Genomic DNA, 24,124 nt, shown 5'->3' with positions numbered 1-24,124 from the left:
ACCAAGCACAATGATTGTCATACTCGAACCAGGCATCGACAAATCCGGCCCCGATTACACTGCCGTCATGGATTACCTTGCCAACCTGAGCGGCATCCAGGTGCGCGTGCACGAAGAAACCGGCGCCCAGCAAGTATTGACCGAACTCTACCTGGTCGGTGACACCAAGGGTCTGAAAGATGTCGAGATCAGCGCCCTACCCGGCGTCGAGCGGGTAGTGCGCGTATCCCAGGAATACCGCGTTCTGGGCCGTCACAAAGATGACAATCGCTCCAGCCATTTCGAATACAACGGCGTCACCTTCAGCCAAAATAATCTCAACATCTTCGCCGGCCTGTGTGCGGTGGACAATCCAAGCCACGTCGAACAGATGATGAAGACTCTGCAGGACCACGGCCAGGTCACCACCCGCATGGGCGCCTACAAGCCGCGCACCAGCCCCTACGCCTTTCAGGGTCACGGCGCCGAATGCCTGCCCTACGTCTTCGAGCTGGCGGGTAAATACGGCATCAAGGTGATCGCCATGGAGGTCACCAGCGACCAGCACGTCCACGAGATCCAACAGGCGCTGGAACAAACCGGCCACCCCACCGGGGTCATGCTGCAGATCGGCACCCGCAATACCCAGAACTTCGAACTGCTCAAGGCGGTGGGTCGTCAACAGGAAATGCCCGTGCTGCTCAAGCGCGGCTTCGGCATCACGCTGGAAGAGTCGCTCAACGCCGCCGAATACCTGGCCTCCGAAGGCAACCGCAAAGTCGTCTTCGGCCTGCGCGGCATGAAGACCAACATGGGCGACCCGCACCGTAACTTTGTCGACTTCGCCCATGTGCCGGTCGTCAAACGCCTCACCCGCATGCCGGTGTGTGTCGACCCGTCGCACTCCGTCGGCAGTCGTGAAGCCTCGCCCGACGGCATCATGGATGTCTTCCACGTCACCGCCCAGGGCATTATCGCCGGGGCCAACATGGTGCTGGTAGATTTTCACCCGGCGCCGGCCAAGGCCTTGGTGGACGGGCCGCAGGCCTTATTGTTGAGTGAACTGCCGTATTTTCTTGAGGATTGCCGCATTGCCCGGGAGGCGTACGAGGCGCGGGTTAAGAATATGCAGCGGATTCGGCCTGCATAGCCTCATTAATCCTTTCCATGAGCGTGGATACGCATCCAGCTGAGGATAAATCCTCACTCGTGAGCGATTATGACCGGGTTTGACTAGAGGTCCTATAACGAAGGTTAAAGGGCATGTCAGGGCCGCTGGCTTTACTCGAGCCGTCAATGGCCAAATTGAAGTTATCGGCTAAGCCGTCCCCCCTTTATTTTTTATCCCGCACCTTGTTGTCATTATATTCCTTTGATGAAGAGCCGGAAGGGTCATAACGCAAGGTGTTCATATCCGTATTTTTTAACCTGGATTTTTTTGCCTGCTTTGCCTTGTACATTCGTCTGTCGGCTTTCCTGATTAACGCTTCCGGCTCCAAATACTCCAACGGACCTGTCTGAACAATACCGATACTTAATACGATTTCCTTCGATTTATCCAACACTTCCTCACTGAGACGCAGTTTATATAATTCCAACGCCGCGTCTTCCGTGCAATTCGGCAAAATAATACAAAACTCATCGCCACCATAGCGAAAACAACTATCTTCTTTGCGAGAAACCTTTGCGATGGACGCGCCTAAAATCCTGAGCACTTCGTCGCCATATTGATGACCGCGCGTATCGTTGAGCGCTTTAAAATCATCAATATCGATATACACAAGGCTCACAGGCTCAGCGCGTCGCTGAGCCGCTCGCAAAGTCCCGGTGAGAATATCCACCAGGTGTCGCATATTTAACAAGCCTGTCAATGGGTCTGTACGAGACAAATGCTCAAGTTGGCGGGTGCGTTCTTTTATCTTGTATTCTAGATCTTGTGCATATTGATCGGATTTCTCTTTCGAAATCTCAATTTCAGAAAGCAGACTCCTGATGTAAGTATCAAACACAAGACTTATGTCAAACAATAATAGCTTTTCAAGTGCCGCAAGCACTTCTTCCCGTTGCCCTAGGTCTTGTATCTCTTGAGTCAGCAAGTCATACAGCAATCTCTTGAGTGCATACATCGCTGAAAGATAGAGTTTCGGCTCAACACCGATTCGCTTGTGTACCAGCCCGATCCGAAGGCGATTGTTTACATATTCAAGATCATATAAACCATAAAACAGATCAACTACGTACTTTCGTTGAGCATGACGCAAACGGTTTAAGGTGTCCGCATCTCCAATCAGCAATGAAATTTCTGGAATGCTCGTTTGCAGCTCATAAAATTTAGACACTAAATCGTCAATATTAGCGTCGATTATTGGTTTTGCTGACTTGAGCGCTGCAATGTTGGCGTCCGTTAAAGAAAAAAGAGTTTTGCGCTGTTCAATCTCAAAATCACCAATCTGCATCTGCTCAAGCAGCGTTTTCTCTGTTTGTTTGATAAGCACCCCCTTTGCTCATGGATTTTCAGAACGTTATTAAATTCGATATTCGCGCCACATCCTAATGTGGCCACAGAACACAATTAAATCAATACTCACTACTACTAATGAATGGAATAGAACAATAATACGTAGAAATTGGTTCGTATGTCTCAAACATTTAGCAGTTAAGTCAATGCCTCCATCATCAAAACTGGAAGTCGACAGAGGAAAAAAACCACGACTCAAATCACGGAATAGGGGGAAAATATAAATTCACGACGAATAGATTCGTCCGCGCCCGCCGCAACATCTTCTCAATTTCAACTGCCCCAAACACAATCAACGGCAATACAAAACAGGCGCCCAACTCAAACAAACTCAACGCCTCGGTCTTAAAGATCGTATTCAACCCCGGCACGTAAGTCACCGCCAACTGCAACACCACAGCCCCAAGCAATGGCAGATTGGACAACACCCCTTGCCGCCACAACGACTGCGTCTCGGAACGGATCACCATCACATGGGCCAGCTGACAAAAAGGTGAGTACGGTCAACACCAGAGTCCGCCAGTGCGTCCCGCGTTCATAGGCCCATGCCTGAGCCGCCAGCGAGACCGCGCCGATTAACAATCCGACCCACACCAGGTGCTGCCGCCTCCAACCGGCGAAGATGCTTTCATCGGGCGGCCGCGGCGGCCGTATGCCAGGCCGCTTCGCTCACGGGCTTTCCAGAAACTGGTTCAGCAGCAAGATAAGCGCGGCGGTGACCACGGCGATCAGCAGCGCACGGGCGCCGGTCCACAGCCAAAAGCGACCGCTCAAGCGGCCCAGAAACACGCCCAACAAAAATGACAGCAAGACGGCGATGACAATGGCGCTGTCGAGCACCGGCAGGGCAGACGGCCAAATTTGCCGCTGTGCCAGCAACAGCGGCAGCAGGATGAGCAGCGCCAGCAACAACGGCGACAGGCCGTTGACCAGGGCGATCAGCCAGGGCATCAGCCGCGCCGCCTCGGCATGGGCGCTGTCGTCCAGCGAGGTCACCATGGATTTTTCCAACTCGCGCAGTTCGTGTGCCTTCTCGGCCGATTCGCTGATATAGGCGCTGGTCAGTCCGCTCATCAGCAGCGCCACGGCGGTGCCGAGACAGGCGCCGACCATCACCTCCACGGGGCTGGAGCCGGTCACCCGAAATCCCATCAACAGGCCGAGCATGGCCAACACGCCGTCAAACCCGTTGGTAACGAAGTAGCGCCGCGCGATGCGGTGGGCATGACTGAGTTCGACGAGATAACGAAGCCTGGCGAACATGAATGCGGCCTCGGGTTGATTAAGGCGCCGCCTCGGCGCCCCCGCCGCGCACATCCACTTCGTCGATACTGTGCACCGACCCGCCCATGGTGGTGATATTGCGACTGATTTCGTCAAAATCCAGCTTTGCGCCGCTGATGCTGAGGATCAGGCTCTGAGTCTTGTCGTCCACCTCCTGCACCACCAGATTGACCTGATAGCCGGGGTCCAGATCGGCCAACTGGCTGGCAAATTCCAGGGCGTTGGGGCGGTGGGGTTTGAGCACATCCAGTACAACTCGCGTGACTATGGCCATTGTTTGATCCCGTTATAAGAGTTCTGAATTCAGTATATTACTAACCCTAGTTGAAGCAATAATGCCCTGTAACGGCGCAGGCCGCAGTCGTACCCATGTCAATCCCTGACAGGGGGGCCTATACTTAAGCATGTTCTGATCAAAGATTTATACCCGCGCCATCCCGTTGACTACACCCGGGCAACGGGCAGGCCCAAGCAACCGATTAAACTGTATGACCGGGAGATATGGCTATGCTGACCAGTCGTTCGACTGTGTTTGAATCTTTCCCCGCCCTGCAACAACTTGATGCCAAAGACCGAGACTGGTTGGTCAAGCAGGTGCAGGTGCAGCATTTTCCCGCCGGCACGCGGCTGTTTTATGAAGGTGAAAGCTGCGCGGGGTTTCTACTGCTATTAAAAGGCAGCATGCGGGTACAAAAACTCACCGACAACGGCCACGAAATTGTGCTGTATCACGTCCTTCCCGGACAAAGCTGCAAACTCACCAACAGCTGTTTGTTGGGCGGCCAGCGCTATCCCGCCGAGGCCTTTAGCGAAACCGAGGTGGAACTGCTCACAATTCCCAAGGCGGCATTCAAACAGTTGCTGGAAAAAAGCCCGCAGCTGCGTAATGCGATTTACAGTTCTATCGACGACGCCATGAGCGAGCTGGTGACACTAGTTGAGGAGGTGGCCTTCGGCCATCTGGATCATCGTCTGGCGCAATTTCTACTCGAATGCACCCGGCAACAGCCGCGCTTGCAAACGACCCATCAGGCTGTGGCCACCGAGCTCGGTACCGCACGTGAAGTCATCAGCCGCTTACTCAAGGAATTCGAACGCAACGGCTGGCTGAAACTGCATCGCGGCAGTATCGAAATCACCGATCGCGCGGCCCTCGGCGCCATCTAAGCCACACTAAAAGATGCCTTTTATATGTGAGTTTGTCACAGATATTCTCAGCCATAGTTTCTATATTAATACCTGTAACCAACTGCAATGCCAAAGGAGGTGATTACCATGCAACTCGCCTACAAAAACCTGGGCGCAATACAGAATGTCGGCTGGCTGGATCGAGTGGTTCGTACCCTGATCGGCTTAGCCCTGGTGGGGATTGTGTTTCTCGACCTGTACCGGGGCGTCACACTGGGCTGGTATGCCTATCTGCCACTTGTCGCGCTTTATCCCCTGCTCACCGGTATGTTGGGCTGGGACCCGTTCTATGCCGCCAGCCATGTCAAGTCCTGTGACACATCAAGCCACAATCAATGCGGTACCTTTCCCTACGAGGTCGAATCCGCCATCGGCAAGGACGTCCACTGCCGCGACGGTTATGACTGCAGCGTACCCGGCAGTGAGCGCGATAACAGCGCCGTGAGCAGTAAAACCAAGACAGGCAAGTAACACCACCCGAGTGTGGCGCGCATCCCCTGAGTGAATATCCTCACTCAGGGTCAGGTCTGCCTGTCCCGTTCATCCCCCCCCTCCTCACCTGTTTCCACATCCTCGTCGACAGCGACGCGGGCCGACAAACAATTATCAATGCGCCGCCCCGGCGATGGTATTATTTTGTTAAAAAACGATTCCTTAGCTGCGCACAAGGGGGCTGTCGAATCGGGCCAATTCACCCACTAACCCGGCGCTTATTACCTGTCCAGAATGCTTTTTGAAGATAAGTCACGATCCGCCTTATTCAGCCGTACCCAGTACCTGTGGTGCAGCCTGTTGCTGTTTTGTCTCAGCGTCCCGGTGCTGGCTGCACCTAATGTCGATGTCAACATCCGGGGAGTCGAGGACGAGCTGTTGACCAACGTACAGTTGCTGCTGAGCATTCAGCAGCAGCGCGGCCATCCGCTGCTCAGCGCCGGCCGTATCAAGCGCCTGCACCAGAAAGCGAAGGAAGAGATCCGTACCGCCCTGAAACCCTACGGCTATTACCGCGCCGAGATCGACACACGGCTCGACCGTATCAGCGAGGAAAGCTGGCGCGCCGAATATGTTATCGATCCCGGCGAACCGCTGCGACTGGCGAGCGTCACGGTGGAGTTAAGAGGAGACGGCCGCGACACACCCGAACTGAGCCGGGAGTTCAGCAACTTTCCCCTGCAGCGCGGCGATGTACTGAATCAGGTACGCTACGAAGCGGCCAAATCCGACATCGTTCAGAGTGCCAGTGAGCTGGGGTTTTTCGAAAGCAAGTTTATTCGCCAACGCATCCTCATCAACTTGGAACAATACAATGCCAGCATCGAACTGGAGTTCGATAGCGGACCGCGCTATCACTTCGGTGAAATCCACCTCAACCAGGACGTGCTCGAAGAGGATTTCCTGCGCCGTTTCATCCCCTTCGAGCGCGGCGATCCCTATCGGGTCAGCGAGCTGATCGCACTGCAGCAGGCATTATCGAATAGCGACTATTTTCACGACATCGAAATCGAGCCGGATACCAGCACCAATCCGCAACACGCAGTGCCGGTAAACGTCAAACTGACACCGCGCAAACGCCATAAGTACACCATTGGCATCGGCTACGGCAGCGACACCAAGGCACGCGCCAAACTGGGCTGGGCCATCCCGCGTGTCAATCGGTATGGCCACCGTTTCGATAGTGAAATCAAGGTCTCAGGCATCAGCAAAAGCGTCAGCGCGAATTACCATATCCCCATCGGCGACCCCACCACCGAAGAGGTCGCCTTTAACGCCGCCGTGGTGGACACCACCACCGACACCAGCGACAGCCTGGTGCGTAACATCGGCGTCAGCCTGGTGCAGACGCCGGGTCCCTGGCGCCGCGTGCTGTCGCTCAACTATCAGGACGAAACCTTCACCATCGCCGACGAGAGCGGTCGCTCCAAACTGTTAATCCCTGGCGCCGACTGGAGTCGGGTGTGGGCCGACGACATCGCCGATGTCGACAACGGCATGCGCCTGCAGCTGGGCGTGCGCGGCGCCAGCGACGCCGTGCTGTCCGACACCAACTTTACCCAGGCGACACTGTCGGCCAAGTTGATCCGCTCCTTCCTCGGTAGCAACCGGATTATCCTGCGCGGCAGGGCCGGCAGCACCTGGACGCAGGCGTTCAATGAGCTGCCCGCCTCGGTACGCTTTTTTACCGGCGGCTCCCAAAGCGTACGCGGTTTCTCCTACCAGTCCCTCGGCCCCGTCAATGATCAGGGCCGCGTCGTAGGCGGCAAACATTTGCTGGTCGGCAGCGTAGAGCTGGAGCACAGTCTGAATAAAAATTGGGCGGTGGCAGTGTTTTATGACCAGGGCAATGCCATCAACAACATGAATGACCCATTGGAATACGGCGCCGGCTTCGGCCTGCGCTGGCAAACACCCATCGGCCCCGTGCGCCTTGACCTGGCGTCGGCCCTGAGTCAGCCGGGCGAACCTTGGCGTATTCATATTAACGTGGGGCCGGATCTATGAAGCGCTGGTTCAACATCCTACGTGCCGCGCTGTTGATGCTGTTATTCGGCCTGTTACTTTTCCTGACCTGGATCCTCAACACCGAATCAGGCCTGCGCTGGACAGTCGAACAGGCACATCCCTATCTGCCCGGCGACCTGCAATTGGAACAACTGCGCGGCCGTCTCAGTGGGCCGGTGGACATCGCCACGCTCAGTTATCGCCAGGACGACGGCATGGCGGTGGAGATCGAACAACTGCATTTGGACTGGAGTCCCAGCGCCCTGCTGGTGGGACAACTGCGTTTCAGCGACATCTCCGCTCAACGACTCACCGTGGACCTGCCCGCTGCGCAGCCATCCGGTGCGAACAGCGTCACCGCGCTGCCACGTATCGCCGTTCCCGTCAGCGTCGCCCTTGCCAGGCTCGAGCTGCATCAGATTCAAATCCGGCGTCCCGAGCAACCCCCCATCAGCATCGACCACCTGGGCCTGGCCGCATCCTTGCACTGGGATGAGCTTAAGCTTAAACGCCTGCAGCTGTCCGCCCTCAACGCCCGGCTGGAAGCGCGCGGCACCGCCGAACTGAGTGATATGTATCGCCATGATCTAAGCTTCAATTGGCAGGTGGAGCACACGCCGGTGGGCCGCGCACGTGGCCAAGCGACGCTCAAAGGCGACCTCGATGGCACACACTTGAGTCACGCTTTACATCAACCCATCTCCGCGCGCGCCGAGCTGAACCTGCGCGATCTGTTGCGTCGGCCCCATTGGGAAGGCCAGATCAAGGCCGAGCTATTTCCCCTGCAAGCCTTGGGACCCGATCTGCCCCAGGCGAGCTTGGCGCTGGATACCCGCATCCAGGGCGACCTGCAACAACAGACCTTGGAAGGTGGTTTCCGCAGCCGTTCCGAGCAATGGTCCGACATCGACGCTGAATTCCTGCTGACCGCCAGCCCGGATCGGATTCAAGTCGACCAGTTGCTTCTCCAATCGCCCGACGGTCGGCGCCGCGCCAGCCTGCATGGCGAGCTGCAACCACAGAGCAAACAGGGCGAATTCGCCCTCGCCTGGCACGGCATCGGCTGGCCGCTGCAAGGCGAAAGTCAAATCAGCAGCGCCCACGGCAGCGCCTATATCAAGGGCGGTTTGGAGGATTACCAATGGAGCCTGGCCGGTGATCTTAGCAGCCCCTATTGGAATGACAGTCACCTGCGCGGTATCGGCACGGGCACCCTGACGGGGCTGGATATCATCGAGGCCCGGCTGCTGACCCTGGACGGCGGCATCACCGGACCTGTCAAGCTGGATTGGGCCGAGGGCTTCAGCTGGCAGACCACACTCACCGCCCGCGGCCTCGACCCCGGCCAGCGCCTGGCCCAATTGCCGGGGCGAATCAATTTCAAGATCGACAGCGAGGGCGATACGCAGGGCGGCCTGTCCGCCAGCCTGGCGATCAAACAATTCGACGGCCGCCTGCAGCAGCGTCCGGTGCAACTCTCGGGCAGTCTGGACTGGCAGGGCGACACGCTGTCGTTGCACCAACTCGAATTCCGCTCGGCCGAATCGGTGGTCAAGGCCCACGGCGCTATCGGGGCGCAATTGCAACTGGACTGGCAACTGGTCTCGCCGCAATTGTCACAACTGCATCCAGATATGAAGGGTAGCCTGTCGGCCTCCGGCACGCTGCGCGGCGCACGCGCCACGCCGCTGCTGCAGCTGCAACTCAGCGGCCAGTCCCTGGCCTGGCGCAACTACGCCATCGGCAGCATCAAAGCGAATGGTGAAGCCGATCTGTTCCGCTGGCAACAAGTCGCCTTGCAGGCCCGCGCCGAGCAGCTCGAACTGGCCGGCCAAACCCTGCAATCCATCGCTGTCGACCTGAACAATGAACGAGGCCGGCAGCAGCTTGCGCTGCAGATCACGCACGCGGACGCTGCCATCGAACTGCATGCCACCGGCACCCTGCGGCAACACACCTGGCACGGCCAGGTGCACGACGTTCGCATCACCAGCCCGCAGTTCGGCGACTGGGCACAACGCCAAGCCGTCGAATTGCGGCTCTCCGAGCAACAGGTGGTTCTGCAGCGCATGTGTCTTGACAGTGACGCGGCCCATGCCTGCCTGCATATCGATTACGCCCGACAAACCTGGAACGCTAAGCTCGAAAGTACGAATTTTCCGCTGGCCGTGTTCTCCCCCTTGCTGAAGGAGCGCATGGCGCTGAGCGGCGAAGCGGATTTCACCCTGCAGGCCTCGCTCAACAAACAACAACAGCTGCGCGCCGATGGGCAGGTGCAATTGCATCCCGGCAGTGTCGATGTACGCATGCTGGACAATGAGATGGAGCATTGGGATTATCAAGGGGGCCAGGCCAATCTCAGCCTGAACCAGGACGGCTTACAGGCCAGCCTGCAACTCACGGTGACTGCGCGGGACTCGCTAAGCGTCAAGGCCGAACTGCCGCGCTTCAATGCGCTTGAGTTCAACCCCGACACCCAACCGCTAAAGGCCTCGGCCAGCCTGAAACTGGATCAGCTGGATCTGCTGCAGGGCATGATCTACGAAGCACGCGACATCCGGGGGCTGCTCACCGTGGAGGCAAGCGCCCGCGGCACGCTCGGGGCACCGCAAGTCAGCGGGCGGCTGGCATTGGAGGACGGCGCCATGGACATTCCGCGGCTCGGATTGCATATCAAGAATATCAATCTCAAGGCCGAGGGCAATGATCGCAAACTCAACTACCAACTCGATGCCGAGTCCGGCGACGGTCATGTCCAGGCCCGGGGCGAGACCCAGCTGCAACCGGAGGCCGGATGGCCGACGCGGATCGATATCAGCGGCAAGGACCTGGAAGTCTCCAGCATCCCCGAGGCCAGAATCGATGTCTCACCGGAACTTTCCATCCACATCAAGGGCCGCCGTATCGATGTCGAAGGTACGGTCAGAGTTCCCTATGCCAAGCTTCAGCCCACCGATATCAGCAACGCCAAGCTGCCATCCGATGACGTGCGCATCGAGGGGGCGCAGTCCGCACCCGAAGAAGACTGGAAGATTTACAGCAATATCCGGCTGATTCTCAGCGAGCGCGTCTTCCTTAACGGCTTCGGCTTCGAAGGGCGCATCACCGGCAATGTGGTGCTGAAGAGCGAGCCCGGCAAGCCCACCATCGGGGTGGGTGAACTGAGTGTGGTGGAAGGTCAATACAGCGCCTATGGCCAGCGCCTGGAGATTGTCCGCGGCCGCCTGTTGTTCGCCAGCAGTCCGCTCAATAACCCCGGCCTGGACCTGCGCGCCGTGCGCCGGGTGCAGGATGTGACCGCGGGCGTCAGCGTCTCCGGCACCCTGCGCAATCCCAAATTCGACGTGTTCAGCAACCCGGCCATGGGCCAGACCGATGCCCTGGCCTACTTACTGCTCGGCCGGCCGCTGGAGGAAGGCGCGTCCTCGGACGGCTCGCTGGTGGCCGGTGCGGCCCTGGCCCTGGGGCTCAAAGGCGGAGATTTTCTGGCGCGCAAGATCGGCGACCGCTTCGGCCTGGACGAAGTGCGGGTGGAGACCTCCCAGTCGGGTCAAGAAGCTTCACTGCTGATGGGGCGTTATCTTTCCCCTGATCTCTACATCAGCTACGGCGTAGGCCTGATCGACGCCGTGAATACCCTCAGACTGCGCTACGAAATTACCGACAGCTGGCAACTCATCGCCGAATCCGGCGCCGAGCAATCGGCCGATCTGTTGTATACCTTTGAGCGGGGCGAATGACGCGCCTATGGATTACGCCGAGACCAACTCGCGCAATACGGCGGTGGCATAGCTGCCCGAAAGCAGGAAAAAGGCAAGCCACAGGTCCCGCCCATCAAGCCGCCACTCCAGTTCCCCAAGCGGCAGACGCAAGGCGCGGCGCTCCTGGCGCATGCCGGCACGTTCCAGGCCTTCGCAGAACACGGCATGCGCCGCGCCACAGGTCCGTTCCAGGGTATTGACTTCAGCACCGCTGGGCAAGGCGCCCCGGCCCCATAGCGGCCCGGTGGGGTGGATGTCCTGCTCCTTGATACGGCGTTCGATGTCCTCATCCACTTGTTCGACCGGAAAGATGCTGTGACTGCCGGCCAGCATCATGACATCGCCGTTCAGACCACAATTCCAAGTACCGGCCGCGACGCGCTGTGACAGGACATGGTTGAAGATCGCCGCGCGCGCGGCAGAAAGATAGATGCTGCGCTTATTCCTGTCCTTGACCTTGATGCGGCCTGCGAACATGGCGCCGGCCTTTTCCAGGTTGTCGTAACCGAAGCGCTGTTCACCGAAGTAATTGGGCACCCCCGTCGCGGCGATGGTTTGCAGCCGCTGTCCCAGATCAGCCGTATCGCCCTGCAACTCACGCAGCCACAACTTGAAGCGATTGCCTTTGAGCGTGCCGCGCCTGAGCTTGCGTCGGTGGCGCGTGGCGGTGAGGATTTTAACCGATTCGTTTTCCAGTTGCGACCAGTCCGGTTCGGGCGTGTTGCCCAGGTAGACGCTGAACCACTGGGTAGTAACGGCGTGGCGGTCTTTTAGACCGGCGTAACTGACGTCCATGTGTTTCACCCCGGCCAGGCGGGCCAGCTGCTTGGCGACGTCGGCCGTATTGGCGCCCCGCTTGCGGATATGAAGGCAGGCGTGTTCACCGCTGCCGTCGGGATCGAAGCCCAGCACTTCGTCTACTTGAAAATCTTCGGGAGTGGCGCGAACGGTGCCCTTGAGAGTTGGTTGGCCGAGGGCGTGGGCTAGCGTTATTGTCGTTGGCATTTTAGTTATTGGCTTTGCTGTTTTCCCCTTTGGCAAAGGGGGGGGAGGACATCGTTAATCACCGGATTCAAGCAGCAACACCACCGCATGGCAGGCGATGCCCTCCTTGCGCCCGGCAAAGCCCAGCCCTTCGGTGGTAGTGGCCTTGATGTTCAGGCGCGACTCGCCGACCTGCAGGTCGGCGGCGAGATTCTTTTTCATCTGGGGGAGGTGGGGATTCATTTTGGGTGCCTGGGCGATGAGGGTAATGTCGGCGTTGCCGATACTGAAACCTTCATCACTCATCTTGCTGATGACATCACGCAACAGGATGCGGCTGTCGATGTTTTCGAACTCGGCGCGGGTATCGGGAAAGTGAGCGCCGATGTCGCCCATGCCCGCCGCGCCCAGCAGGGCATCGATAAGGGCATGAATCAGCACGTCGCCGTCGGAATGCGCCGCCATACCCAATGCGTAAGGGATGGTGACGCCGCCCAGAATCAAGGTCCTGTTTTCGGCAAATCTGTGCACGTCATAGCCGTGACCGACTCTCATCAGGCCGTCTCCTGTTGGGCCAGATATAACTCGGCCAGTGACAAGTCTTCAGGCCGGGTGATCTTGATATTGTCGGCGCGGCCCTCGACCATATGCGGCTTGAGACCGGCATGCTCCATGGCCGAGGCCTCGTCGGTGACGAGAAAATGCTCATCCAGCGCCGCCTGCAGCGCCTGCTGCAGTTGGCTCAGGCGAAACATCTGCGGTGTCAGGGCACGCCAGAGATGGTCGCGACTGACGGTTTGCAGTACCTCGCCGGCGGGATTGCTGCGCTTGACGGTGTCGGCCACCGGTACCCCCAACAGCCCGCCGACGGGGTGATCGCTAAGCATATCGATCATGCGGCTGATATCGTCATGATGCAGACAGGGACGCGCCGCGTCGTGGACCAGCACCCAATCGTCGACATCGGCAAAACCGCTCAAAAACTGCAGACCATTAAGCACGGAGTGACAACGCTCCGCGCCGCCCTGCGCCACGTAAATCTTGTCCGGATCGGGTAACTGTTGTTGCGGCCAGTATTGGTCGTCCGCACCGATGGCCACCACCACGCCTTCGATCAACGGATGGGCGCAAAGCCTGGCCAGGGTATGCTCGATAACCGTCTTGCCGTGTAGGCGCAGGTACTGTTTCGGCACGGCCGTGCCCATCCGGCTGCCGACACCGGCGGCCGGCACCACACAATAGTATTTATTCCTGTTGTTCATCGATGATCTGGAAGAAGGTTTCATCTTTTTTGATCATGCCCAATTCACTACGGGCGCGTTCTTCAACGGCCTCCACGCCTTTTTTAAGGTCCTGCACCTCGGCATCCAGGGCGGCGTTGCGCCCGCGCAGTCGGGCGTTGGTGGTCCGTTGTTTTTCGATGGCCTGTTGCAGCCGTGATACCTCGGCGAAGCTGCCCTGCCCCACCCAGAGTTTGTACTGCAGTGACAGCAGCAGGATAACAAGGATGGCGATAATCCATTTCATAAAAACAGGGTGCACTTGTCACGGATGGGCGCCTTGGTTTTGCCTTTACCCCCCCCCTGTCCCCCCTTTAGGAAAGCGGGGAACTTAAACCCAAACTGAAGAGTTGCGCGATAACGCAATGCCTCATTTTGACAGATTATAGAAGGCATCTTGACCGGGGTAGCTCGCCTTGCCGCCGAGCGCTTCGGCGATGCGGATCAGCTGGTTATATTTGGCGATACGATCCGACCGCGACATGGAGCCGGTTTTGATCTGGCCGGCATTGGTGGCCACCGCCAGGTCGGCGATGGTGGTGTCTTCGGTTTCGCCGGAACGGTGCGACACCACGGCGGTGTAACCGTTTTTCTTGGCCAGCTTGATGGCGGCCAGGGTCTCGGTCAGGGTGCCGATCTGGTTGACCTTGATGAGGATGGAGTTGGCGATATGCTTGTCGATCCCCTGCTGCAGGATCTCGGGATTGGTGACGAACAGGTCATCACCGACCAACTGCACCTTATCGCCGACCTTGTCGGTGAGCGCCTTCCAACCGTCCCAGTCGCCCTCGTCCATGCCGTCTTCGATGGAGATGATGGGATACTTATCGACCCAGGCGGCGAGGAAGTCGGCAAATCCCTCGGAGCTCAGGGTTTTGTTCTCGGATGCCAACACGTATTTGCCACCTTTATAAAACTCGGACGCGGCGGCATCGATGGCGATGAAGATATCCTTGCCCGCTTCGTAACCGGCCTTTTCAATCGCCTCCAAGATGACGGTGATGGCCTCTTCATTGGATTTCAGGTCGGGCGCGAAACCGCCCTCATCGCCCACGGCGGTGTTGTAGCCTTTGGCGCTCAGCACCTTCTTCAAGTTGTGGAACACTTCCGCGCCCCACTGCAAGGCCTGGTTGATGCTGGTTGCGCCCACCGGCATGATCATGAACTCCTGCAGGTCGACGCTGTTGTCGGCATGCTCGCCGCCGTTGATGATGTTCATCATCGGCACCGGCATGGTGGTGGCGTCTTCGCCGCCGAGATAACGATACAGCGGCAGGCCCGCCTCGGCCGCCGCCGCCTTGGCCGCGGCCAGGGACACCGCCAGGATGGCGTTGGCGCCCAGCTTGGCCTTGTTGGGGGTGCCGTCCAACTCGATCATGGTCTGGTCGAGCTTGGCCTGGTCCTTGGCGTCCATGCCCAGCAAGGCCTCGCGAATCTCTTCATTGACGTGTTTCACCGCCTGCAACACACCCTTGCCCATAAAACGCTCACCGCCGTCGCGCAGCTCGATGGCCTCGCGCGAACCGGTGGAGGCGCCGGAGGGTACCGCGGCGCGGCCCATGGCGCCGGATTCCAGCATGACATCGGCTTCGATTGTCGGGTTGCCGCGTGAGTCGATGATCTCGCGTGCGCGAATGTCCTTGATGTGTGACATTGATTGCTCCGTTTCTTCTAAGTATTAATGCGTAGGATCTGAATTCAGTTCGGCTGTGTAAATCTCTACAGACTTTGTTCCAAAAAGCCGCCCGCCTTGGTGGCGCGATCGATGTGTTGCAGCGTTTCCAACAAGGCCTGCATCTTACCCAGCGGCCAGGCGTTGGGACCGTCACTCAGCGCCTTGTCGGGGTCCGGGTGGGTCTCCATGAACAGCCCGGAAATTCCGGCCGCCACCGCGGCGCGCGCCAGCACCGGCACGAACTCGCGCTGACCGCCGGAACGCTGCCCCTGCCCGCCCGGCTGCTGCACCGAATGCGTGGCGTCGAAGACCACCGGGCAGCCGGTATCGCGCATCACCGCCAGGCCGCGCATGTCGGATATCAGGGTATTGTAGCCAAAGGAGACACCACGGTCGCACACCAGGATCTGCTCGTTGCCCGCCTCCTTGGCCTTGGCCACCACGTTGGCCATGTCCCAGGGGGCCAGGAATTGGCCCTTCTTGATATTGACCGGCTTGCCCTGGCGCGCCACGTTCTGGATGAAATTGGTCTGGCGGCAGAGGAAGGCCGGCGTCTGCATGATGTCGACCACCTCGGCCACCTCGGCCAGCGGTGTGTCTTCATGCACGTCGGTCAGCACCGGCACACCGATCTCTTTCTTGACCTTCTGCAGGATACGCAGCCCCTCGTCCAGGCCCGGCCCGCGGAAGCTCTGGCTGGAGGTGCGGTTGGCCTTGTCGAAGGACGACTTGTAGATGAAGGGCATGCCGAGCGCCGCGCACATCTCCTTCAAGGCGCCGGCGGTCTCCAACGCCAGGGCCTCGCTCTCGATGACGCAGGGTCCGGCGATGAGAAAAATGGGCTTGTCCAGGCCTGCTTGGAATCCGCACAGTTTCATGCTCATAGTGTCCTTACTCAGTTATGTGCGCTTGTGTTCCAGCGCCGCCTTCACGAATCCGGTGAACAGCGCATGGCCGTCGCGCGGTGTGGAGGTGAATTCCGGATGGAACTGGCAGGCCACGAACCACGGGTGGTCCGGCAGTTCGACCACTTCCACCAGGTGGCCGTCCATGGATTTACCGGAGAAACGCAGCCCCGCCTGGGATAGTTGCTCCAGGTAGTTGTTGTTGAATTCATAACGGTGGCGATGACGCTCGACGATCACCTCACGGCCGTACATCGCACGCGCCCGACTGCCCTCTTCCAGACGGCACTGCTGGCCGCCCAGGCGCATGGTGCCGCCCAGGTCCGAGTCTTCCGTACGCCGCTCCACGGCACCGTCCTGGGTGACCCATTCGGTAATCAAGGCGATCACCGGGTGCGGCGTGCCCGGATTCAACTCGGTACTGTGTGCACCTTCAAGGCCGGCCACGTGACGGGCGTATTCGATCACCGCCACCTGCATCCCCAGACAGATGCCCAGGTAGGGCACGTTATGGGTCCGGGCGTATTCCACCGCCTTGATCTTGCCCTCCACGCCGCGCTCGCCGAAACCGCCGGGCACCAGGATGGCGTCCATCCCGGCAAGACAGGCGACACCGTTCTGCTCGATATTTTCCGAATCGATGTAGGTGATGTTGACCTTGGTCAGGGTCTGGATGCTGGCGTGAATCAGGGCTTCGGACAGGGACTTGTAGGCCTCGGTCAAATCCATGTACTTGCCCACCATGGCGATGTTCACCTCGGCCTCGGGATGGGTCAGGTTATAGACCACCCGGTCCCAGGCCTCAAGGTCGGCCTTTTCCGCATCCAGCTGCAGGCGCTGAATAACGATTTCGTCCAGCCCCTGCTCATGCAGCAGGCGCGGGATCTTGTAGATGGTATCGGTGTCGATGCACTCAATGACGGCGCGCTGCTGCACATTGGTGAACAAAGCGATCTTGCGCCGCTCCTCGGCGGGAATGGACTGCTCGGCGCGACACAGCAGGATATCCGGCTGGATACCGATGGAGCGCAACTCCTTGACTGAGTGCTGGGTGGGCTTGGTCTTCAGCTCGCCGGCTGTAGGGATATAGGGCAACAGGGTGAGATGCATGTACAGCACCCGGTCGCGGCCCAACTCCACGCCCATCTGGCGAATCGCCTCGAGGAAGGGCAGCGACTCGATGTCACCCACCGTGCCGCCGATCTCCACCATGGCCACGTCGGCGGCGTCGGCGCCCTCCACCACCAAGCGCTTGATCTCGTCGGTGATATGGGGAATGACCTGCACCGTGCCGCCCAGATAATCGCCGCGGCGCTCCTTGCGGATCACGTTTTCATAGACCCGGCCGGTGGTGAAATTATTGCTGCGCAACATAGTGGTGTGCACGAAGCGCTCGTAATGCCCCAAATCCAGGTCCGTCTCCGCGCCGTCCTCGGTGACATAGACCTCACCGTGCTGGAACGGGCTCATCGTCCCGGGATCGACATTGATATAGGGGTCGAGCTTGAGCAGGGTCACCTTCAGACCCCGTGCTTCGAGAATGGCCGCCAGAGAGGCCGAGGCAATCCCCTTACCCAGGGACGACACCACCCCGCCTGTGACAAAAATGAACTTAGTCATATAATTATGAAAACCTGAGCCGCGCAAAAAACAACATCAAGACGGGAGTGCAGACTACCAGAAACGGGGGGGGTTCTCAATGCATCCCGCAGGCGCTTGTCCCCTCCTGATGACTGTCACTCGGTCGATTGGCTCGGCCCTGCTTGGCTCGGCTGGCCAACTCCCGTCCCCCGTTTGGGGGACAACCTGAATGAATCAGCGCAGGCGTTAAACAGCCAGCCCCGCCCCTGCGAACATATACACATGCAAAAACACTAATACTGAGAGTTTCAGACTAACTAAAAGAGAAGCTGCATAAAATCAACGTGGCGGTCAACCTCTGCGCCGGCACCCTGGAACAGTCATCCGGAGATGGCGGGAAGGCGCTGTTATCGGAGCGCTACCATGCGCGGTCGCGCCGCAAGCATGCTGCACGGGCATACAACATCCAACACAGCATCAACACCAGAAGCTGCCAACCGATTAGGCCGCCACCGCTGTCAGCCGGCACAGCGTCAATCGGCTGTTCCTCAACCACACCGCCTAACACGAAATCAATACCTGTAGTATCACGGCCCCGGACAACCTCAACGGCCGTGCCATCGGTAATCACACATTCCTCGGAGGAACAGGGCAGCCTATCGAAAAGTTGGTTATCCTCCTTATCTGCCCCAAGGGCCAGAAGGTAGTAGCGACCCGGCGACAATCCGCGCACCCGGTAATCACCATTGGCATCGGTCCAGGCCTGAAATCCCACCCAGGTGCCGGCCGAATCGAAGACCGAAAGAAGAACATAGGGCACCCCGACCCCCGTCTCCCCAGTGATCACTTTACCGGCTATACCATCTCCCCGACTCAGCGCGACATCCACATTCGACGTGGTCTCGCCCATGGTGACACTCACAGCGACCCCGCGCGTCACATCACACAGATTGACGCAGGGGAGATCACCAAACAGCGTCGCCATATAATCAACCGCTTCTGGTAACGGCGCGGAATATACATGGCCATTCTGCCGTTTAACCACGGGTACAACCTTCACATAATACCGGCCGGTGGGCAGTCCCCCCAGGCGATATTCACCCTGGGCATTCGCTACGCCGGAAAGCAGCAACTCGGAATCGCCGTCATAGACCTCAACCCGCGCGTGGGCGACGGTTGCGCCCGTGTCCGCGGCACGGACGGTACCGCTGATCGCGCCGGCGCGATGGAGGGTGAAGTCGATACCCGCTACTGACGCGCCCTCGGCAACGCGCACGGGGGTACCCTTGACCACATTGAAACACCCCGGGACACAATCCTCGCCTTTGTATACCTTGCCCGTATATAGAGGTGGCACGGGAGCACTGCTAAAATATATGGCGCTCACAAAATAGTTCCCCGCCGGCAAGCCGACGATACGATAACTACCCATGGCATCGATCGAGCTACTCGCAACGTACCAGCCATCGAGATCAACCACCTTTACGTATACAGATTTGCCGAGATACTTGCCATCGATAGCAGTCACCGTCCCGGAGATCATTCCTCCCTTGGTCAAGCTGAAATCAATGTTCGTGACGAGCTGACCTGCGGCCACGGTAACCAGCGTGCCGTCGACCGTATCGCAAAAATGGTTCGGACATGGTGCCCCATCATAGTGTTCTGCAACGTACTCTTTAGGATGAACCTCAACATAGTAGTCGCCGGGAGGCAGCGCGGCTCGATAACGGCCCTCTCCATCCGTCACCGCACTAGCGACACCCATGCCGTCCGGGTCCCTGATCCCTATGTGTATACCTTTTAGCGGCCGCCCGGTGTCGCCCGCAATCACCCTGCCGCTGATTCCGGTATCCGGCACCTGTTTCGCATTTAATGCGAAATCGATTCCGGAAATGCTCTGGCCTGTAGTAACGCTAATGCCGGTGTCGTCCAGGAGTTCGATATTGCAGCCGTCGCAGGGATAGTCACCATAGGCCTGTCGGCTATGCGTTCGCCCGTCATGGGCAAGGATTGTGTAGGTGCCGGGTGGCAGTCCGCTGATGCGATATCCACCTTGGCCATCCGTATATGCATTTCCCGAGTATGCTCCCCCATACGCTTCGATATATACATTGGACAAGGGCGTTCCGGAATCTGCATCTGTCACCACACCCGATATTTCGCCACCTTTGCGCGACACCAGATCTATTCCGGTAGTGTCCTGGTCTGGGAGGACCTCCACGGCAGTGGCTAGAACCAGCATACAGCGCCACGGCCCTAAACACTCCGGTCCGCCATGAATCGTACGGATATAATCACTATTGACCGGGCCGGCGACAAAATAGGCGCCCGGCAACAGCCCGTCTATATGATAAGCCCCGCGCTCGTTGGTCCATGCGTCGCCTGCAGGCCGTCCATCCCAGGAATAGGCTTCGACAAGTTGATAGCCCAAGCCCAGGCCGGTAGCTTGATCGCGCAGCGTGCCGGCAATGCTGCCGGTGGGCGCCATAGTGATATTGATACCGTCAACGATCTGTCCCTGCACCACCTCAACGGTGCTGGCCTGGGACAAATCACAGTCAACGCTCGGGCAGGGCACATCGCCGTATGCCATGCCGCCGTGCCCATTTGTGGAGACTTGTACATAGTAGTCACCCGTCACCAGGCCGCCAATTTGATACTCACCCTGCGAGTTAGTCCACACCGAGCCCCCGGCGACATCACCCACCGAGACCCTTGCGTTGACGACAGGTGCCCCGCCTTCAGCAGAACTGACCACCCCCCTGATCATACCGCCCTTGGTCAACAGAAGATCGATGCCGGCACTGTCTTGTCCTTTTACAATGGTGACAAGGGTGCCGGATGGTCTGGAGCACCAGCCTACGCAGAGAGGGCCGCCGAAGTACTGCCCGATATAGTCACCGGCCCCCTCTGCGACCACGAAATAATCGCCTGCCGGCAGCCCCATGACAGCATAACTACCGTCATCCTGTGCCGAAAACTCGTGCGCGACGACCGACTCCTCGCCTTCGGCGTAAATCTTGATAGAGTGGCCGCCGAGGGGCAGGCCGGTGTCCAGCGCCTTTACCACGCCGCTGATGGAGCCCCCTCGATCAAGGGTAAAATCGATGCCGGCAACGGATTCCCCGGCGATCACCGCAACTGCCTTCCCCTCGGTGACATCACACCAATATTTTGCGCACTCAACCCCGGAGTACACTTGATCAATATAGTCCCGACCATGGACCTGCACATAGTAGCTACCACTGGGAAGCCCGACGAGCTGGAATTCACCGTCAATGTCAGTGTTTGCAAAAGACCAAACTTGATTTCCATGCGCGTCATAGACAGTTACGAATCGATCGCTAAGCGCGTTTCCCGTATCGGCCATGGTCACGGTGCCGCTTATAACCCCTCCACGCCGCAAGACAAAATCAATTCCGGTAGAAACCTCTCCTGCAGTTACCATGACAGCCGTCCCGGCTGTGACATCACACTGGTCTACGCACTCCACCCCGGAATACACCTCATCAATATAGTCCTCTCCCCACACCCTCAGGTAATAGGGACCGGCAGCGAGATCGTTAAATTGAAAATTGCCATTAGGGTCCGTATTTGCCCAGGACACGAAACCACCATCGAAGCGATAGAGGTATACCGACCTATCGCTTAAGGCTTCACCGCTATCGGCAGCCGTTACAGTCCCCGAAATTCCACCGCTGGTTTCGGCCAATGCCTCGGAAGCAAACAAGGAGAGAATAATAAGGAACGAAAAAAAAGAAGCACAAATACGCGCAGAAAAAGACATGACTACAGCGACCCCCTACTCGTCTGGCCGCCTGTAAGGATTCAGGAGAATAGTCGAAAGGCCTACCCCTTCCCGACCCCCGATAAACAACAGCGACCAGCATGTTTATTGTTCTTAAGCGGCTACTAATCTACCACAAACCATTAAAAACGCCCAGGATATTACCGGCTTAGCGCCACAAAATCACTCAAGATAGCCGAACAACCGACCCGTGGGCGAATTCTGTGGTAAAAAGCACATCCGTTACGCATACGCCAACCACCGCCACCAGCATATCGTCAACGTAAAGCAACGGAATTCTGGATCGCCGCCACGGCGGCACAGCTCGTTCCTGAAAGACCTGCTTCAGGCTTTTGTGATACTGACTGCCGACAAGACGGCATCTCTCCCCGCCCTGACGAAACTGAACGGTCACCCTCCCCTGCCGCAGCCGCTTGAGGTCCAGCGCCGGACGTTGATCGCTTGATTCGCAGCACAACCTTGACCCGTCAGGTAATTCAAGCGGGCGACTGAGATCGGCCCACTCAATCACCTGCGTCGTGTCGAATTCCGGCAACGGCGCCATCACATACAGCCGGCCGTCATAACGGCGCACTTCGGCACCGGGCCAGGCCACCAGCGGCATCTTGTCCTCCGCCGCTGTCAGCACGTCGCTGAGAATGTGTTGCAGCTTAATCTCGGATGGCAGGGGCAAACCTGCCTGATGAATCCAGTAGCGCAGCAGGTTTTTCTGCCGTGCATTCTCGAGTCGAAGCAGCGCTTCGATTTCCAGTTCGGTCGAGCTTACAGACTTGACCGATTGGAAATCCTGCTCCGCCAACACCTCCATCAACCGCGCGGCTTCGGCGCAGTGAGCGGCGCTGCGGGCGATGGTGGCGTCGCTGGCGGGCCAGCGCTCACGCAAACGGGGCAGGATTTCGTGGCGCAGGTAGTTGCGGTTAAAGCCGGTGTCGCTGTTGCTTTCGTCTTCGATCCACTGCAAGCCGTATTGTTCGGCGTAGTCGCGCAGTTGTGTCTGGCTGAAACCCAACAATGGTCGCACTTGCGTAGCGAGGCCCAGTGGCGAACTCGGCGGCATACCGGCCAGGCCCTTGGGGCCGGCGCCGCGCAGCAGTTGCAATAACAGGGTCTCGGCCTGGTCCTCCTGGTGATGGGCGGTGCAGAGAGTGTCGCCGGATTTGAGCAGCGTCTTGATGGCGGCATAGCGGGCCTGGCGCGCGGCGGCTTCGGGGCTTGCGCCGTCTTGGGGGGTGGCATCCACATTGAGCGTGAGAATTTCAACTGCGAGTTCTGCGCACACCACGCGACAGTGCTCGCCCCATTGGGCGGCATTGGGACTGAGACCATGATCGACATAGACGGCTTTGAGTTCGAACGGCACTGATTTGCGCAGCTGACTCAGGAGATGCAGCAGGACATGGGAGTCGCAGCCGCCGCTGTAGGCGACCCAGACAACTTTGTCGCGCGCCAAGGGTGGCATTGCATGCTGCAATGTCTCGGGGGTAAGCATGTCTGGCCTGGCCCGGCTCATTGTACGATTTGGCCTCCCCCTTTTGTAAAGGGGGATCGAGGGGGATTTAAACGTCTTAAAATCCCCCCTAACCCTTTATGCCCGAATTTCGGGTGCCCTTTTTCAAAGGGGGGGATGAGGACGGGGGTAAAGGGGCGGGAGCGGCGCTGCACGTCTCCGTTATCAACTGCGTTCGTTGTAGCGCCCGAACCCCATCAAACGCTCATACCGCTGGCGCAGCAGAGTCTCTGTATCCATATTCTGTAATGCATCCAGCTCTTCCAGCAGGGCTTGTTTGACCTTGGCGGCCATTTGCGCCGGATTGCGATGGGCGGCACCGCGCGGTTCTTCAATCACGCGATCGATCAAGCCCAGCTCTTTCAAGCGGGCGGAGGTCAGCCCCAGGGCCTCGGCCGCATCGGAGGCCTTCTCCGCGCTCTTCCACAAGATGGAGGCGCAGCCCTCGGGCGAGATCACCGAATAGGTGGCGTACTGCAGCATCATCACGCGATCGCCCACGCCGATGGCCAGAGCACCGCCGGAACCGCCTTCGCCAATCACGGTGCAGATAATGGGCGTCTTCAGTTCCGACATGACGAACAGGTTGCGCGCGATGGCCTCGCTCTGACCGCGCTCCTCGGCGCCGATGCCGGGATAGGCGCCGGGGGTGTCGATAAAGGTGAGAATGGGCAGCTTGAAACGCTCGGCCATATGCATTAGGCGCATGGCCTTGCGGTAGCCTTCGGGGCGCGGCATACCGAAATTACGTTTGACCTTTTCCCGGGTGTCGCGGCCCTTTTGCTGACCGATGATCATCACCGGGTTGCCGTCCAGGCGTGCCACGCCACCGACGATGGCGGCGTCGTCGGCATAGGCGCGATCGCCGTGCAGCTCCTCGAAGTCGGTAAAGATCTGCCCGATGTAATCCAGGGTATACGGGCGGCTGGGGTGACGTGCCAATTGCGACACCTGCCAGGCGTTGAGCTTGGAAAAGATCTGGTCGATCAGGTTGCTGCTCTTGGTTTCCAGGCGGCCGATCTCTTCCGAGATGTTGAGATCGTTGTCGCTGCTGACGTTGCGCAGCTCCTCAATCTTGGCTTCAAGTTCGGCGATGGGTTGTTCGAAATCTAGGAAACGCATTATTCTCTTTGGCCGTCAATTGGTTAATGAGCA

At 58.5% G+C, this 24,124-nt stretch carries 18 protein-coding genes and 1 pseudogene; 5 read left to right on the top strand and 14 right to left on the bottom strand.

The annotated features are described in order from the left end of the window. Nucleotides 1-10 precede the first annotated feature (10 nt). The gene (locus tag Tel_08215) at nt 11-1,129 is read left to right on the top strand and encodes a 3-deoxy-7-phosphoheptulonate synthase (GenBank protein ALP53141.1); all 1,119 of its coding nucleotides are present in this window, start codon (nt 11-13) and stop codon (nt 1,127-1,129) included. A gap of 184 nt (nt 1,130-1,313) precedes the next feature. Here Tel_08215 and Tel_08210 read toward each other — a convergent pair whose 3' ends face one another. From Tel_08210 to Tel_08195, 4 genes are all read right to left on the bottom strand, one after another. Beyond that, nucleotides 1,314-2,468, bottom strand: coding sequence for a diguanylate cyclase (locus Tel_08210; GenBank protein ALP54782.1), 1,155 nt, complete (start codon nt 2,466-2,468; stop codon nt 1,314-1,316). A 229-nt stretch (nt 2,469-2,697) separates the two neighbouring features. Further along, nucleotides 2,698-2,967 (bottom strand): hypothetical protein, encoded by a 270-nt coding sequence (locus Tel_08205; GenBank protein ALP53140.1) that lies wholly within the window; start codon nt 2,965-2,967, stop codon nt 2,698-2,700. 199 nt (nt 2,968-3,166) lie between these two features. After that, on the bottom strand, nt 3,167-3,760 hold the full coding sequence (locus Tel_08200) for a hypothetical protein (protein ID ALP53139.1): 594 nt from the start codon (nt 3,758-3,760) through the stop codon (nt 3,167-3,169). A gap of 19 nt (nt 3,761-3,779) precedes the next feature. Next, nucleotides 3,780-4,055: a hypothetical protein gene (locus Tel_08195; GenBank protein ID ALP53138.1), complete on the bottom strand. Its 276-nt coding sequence runs from the start codon at nt 4,053-4,055 to the stop codon at nt 3,780-3,782. Nucleotides 4,056-4,288: 233 nt separating this feature from the next. Between Tel_08195 and Tel_08190 the strand changes: the two genes are divergently transcribed. The 4 genes from Tel_08190 to Tel_08175 all read left to right on the top strand — a co-directional run bounded on the left by Tel_08190 (nt 4,289) and on the right by Tel_08175 (nt 11,208). Next, a complete protein-coding gene (locus tag Tel_08190; protein ALP53137.1) occupies nt 4,289-4,948 on the top strand; it encodes a hypothetical protein in 660 nt (219 codons plus the stop codon). A gap of 108 nt (nt 4,949-5,056) precedes the next feature. Beyond that, entirely contained in the window at nt 5,057-5,440 is a 384-nt protein-coding gene (locus Tel_08185) for a hypothetical protein (GenBank protein ID ALP53136.1), read from the top strand. A gap of 255 nt (nt 5,441-5,695) precedes the next feature. After that, the gene (locus Tel_08180) at nt 5,696-7,468 is read left to right on the top strand and encodes a hypothetical protein (protein ALP53135.1); all 1,773 of its coding nucleotides are present in this window, start codon (nt 5,696-5,698) and stop codon (nt 7,466-7,468) included. Continuing rightward, the gene (locus tag Tel_08175) at nt 7,465-11,208 is read left to right on the top strand and encodes a hypothetical protein (GenBank protein ID ALP53134.1); all 3,744 of its coding nucleotides are present in this window, start codon (nt 7,465-7,467) and stop codon (nt 11,206-11,208) included. Before Tel_08180 ends, Tel_08175 begins: the two co-directional genes overlap by 4 nt. Before the next feature lie 12 nt (nt 11,209-11,220). Here Tel_08175 and Tel_08170 read toward each other — a convergent pair whose 3' ends face one another. The 10 genes and pseudogenes from Tel_08170 to Tel_08125 all read right to left on the bottom strand — a co-directional run bounded on the left by Tel_08170 (nt 11,221) and on the right by Tel_08125 (nt 24,091). After that, nucleotides 11,221-12,234, bottom strand: coding sequence for a hypothetical protein (locus Tel_08170; protein ALP53133.1), 1,014 nt, complete (start codon nt 12,232-12,234; stop codon nt 11,221-11,223). 54 nt (nt 12,235-12,288) lie between these two features. Next, nucleotides 12,289-12,768, bottom strand: a complete 480-nt coding sequence (gene ispF / locus Tel_08165) for a 2-C-methyl-D-erythritol 2,4-cyclodiphosphate synthase (GenBank protein ID ALP53132.1) — start codon at nt 12,766-12,768, stop codon at nt 12,289-12,291. After that, nucleotides 12,768-13,475 (bottom strand): 2-C-methyl-D-erythritol 4-phosphate cytidylyltransferase, encoded by a 708-nt coding sequence (gene ispD, locus Tel_08160; GenBank protein ALP53131.1) that lies wholly within the window; start codon nt 13,473-13,475, stop codon nt 12,768-12,770. Before ispD ends, ispF begins: the two co-directional genes overlap by 1 nt. Further along, a complete protein-coding gene (locus tag Tel_08155) occupies nt 13,459-13,740 on the bottom strand; it encodes a cell division protein FtsB (protein ALP53130.1) in 282 nt (93 codons plus the stop codon). The genes ispD and Tel_08155 overlap by 17 nt, the downstream gene beginning before the upstream one ends. Nucleotides 13,741-13,863: 123 nt before the next feature. Continuing rightward, a complete protein-coding gene (gene eno / locus Tel_08150; protein ALP53129.1) occupies nt 13,864-15,147 on the bottom strand; it encodes an enolase in 1,284 nt (427 codons plus the stop codon). Between the two features lie 65 nt (nt 15,148-15,212). Further along, on the bottom strand, nt 15,213-16,046 hold the full coding sequence (locus tag Tel_08145; protein ID ALP54781.1) for a 2-dehydro-3-deoxyphosphooctonate aldolase: 834 nt from the start codon (nt 16,044-16,046) through the stop codon (nt 15,213-15,215). Nucleotides 16,047-16,067: 21 nt separating this feature from the next. Continuing rightward, nucleotides 16,068-17,681, bottom strand: coding sequence for a CTP synthetase (pyrG, locus tag Tel_08140; GenBank protein ID ALP54780.1), 1,614 nt, complete (start codon nt 17,679-17,681; stop codon nt 16,068-16,070). Between the two features lie 391 nt (nt 17,682-18,072). Then, nucleotides 18,073-21,441 (bottom strand): hypothetical protein, encoded by a 3,369-nt coding sequence (locus tag Tel_08135; protein ALP53128.1) that lies wholly within the window; start codon nt 21,439-21,441, stop codon nt 18,073-18,075. 259 nt (nt 21,442-21,700) lie between these two features. After that, nucleotides 21,701-22,921: pseudogene (locus tag Tel_08130) on the bottom strand (hypothetical protein). Between the two features lie 213 nt (nt 22,922-23,134). Continuing rightward, complete coding sequence (locus Tel_08125; protein ID ALP53127.1) at nt 23,135-24,091, bottom strand: acetyl-CoA carboxylase subunit alpha; 957 nt, start codon at nt 24,089-24,091, stop codon at nt 23,135-23,137. Nucleotides 24,092-24,124: the final 33 nt, after the last annotated feature.

The sequence above is a fragment of the Candidatus Tenderia electrophaga genome (genome assembly GCA_001447805.1).
Classification (GTDB): Bacteria; Pseudomonadota; Gammaproteobacteria; order Tenderiales; family Tenderiaceae; genus Tenderia; species Tenderia electrophaga.
This window is presented reverse-complemented; position numbering and strand designations above follow the sequence as displayed.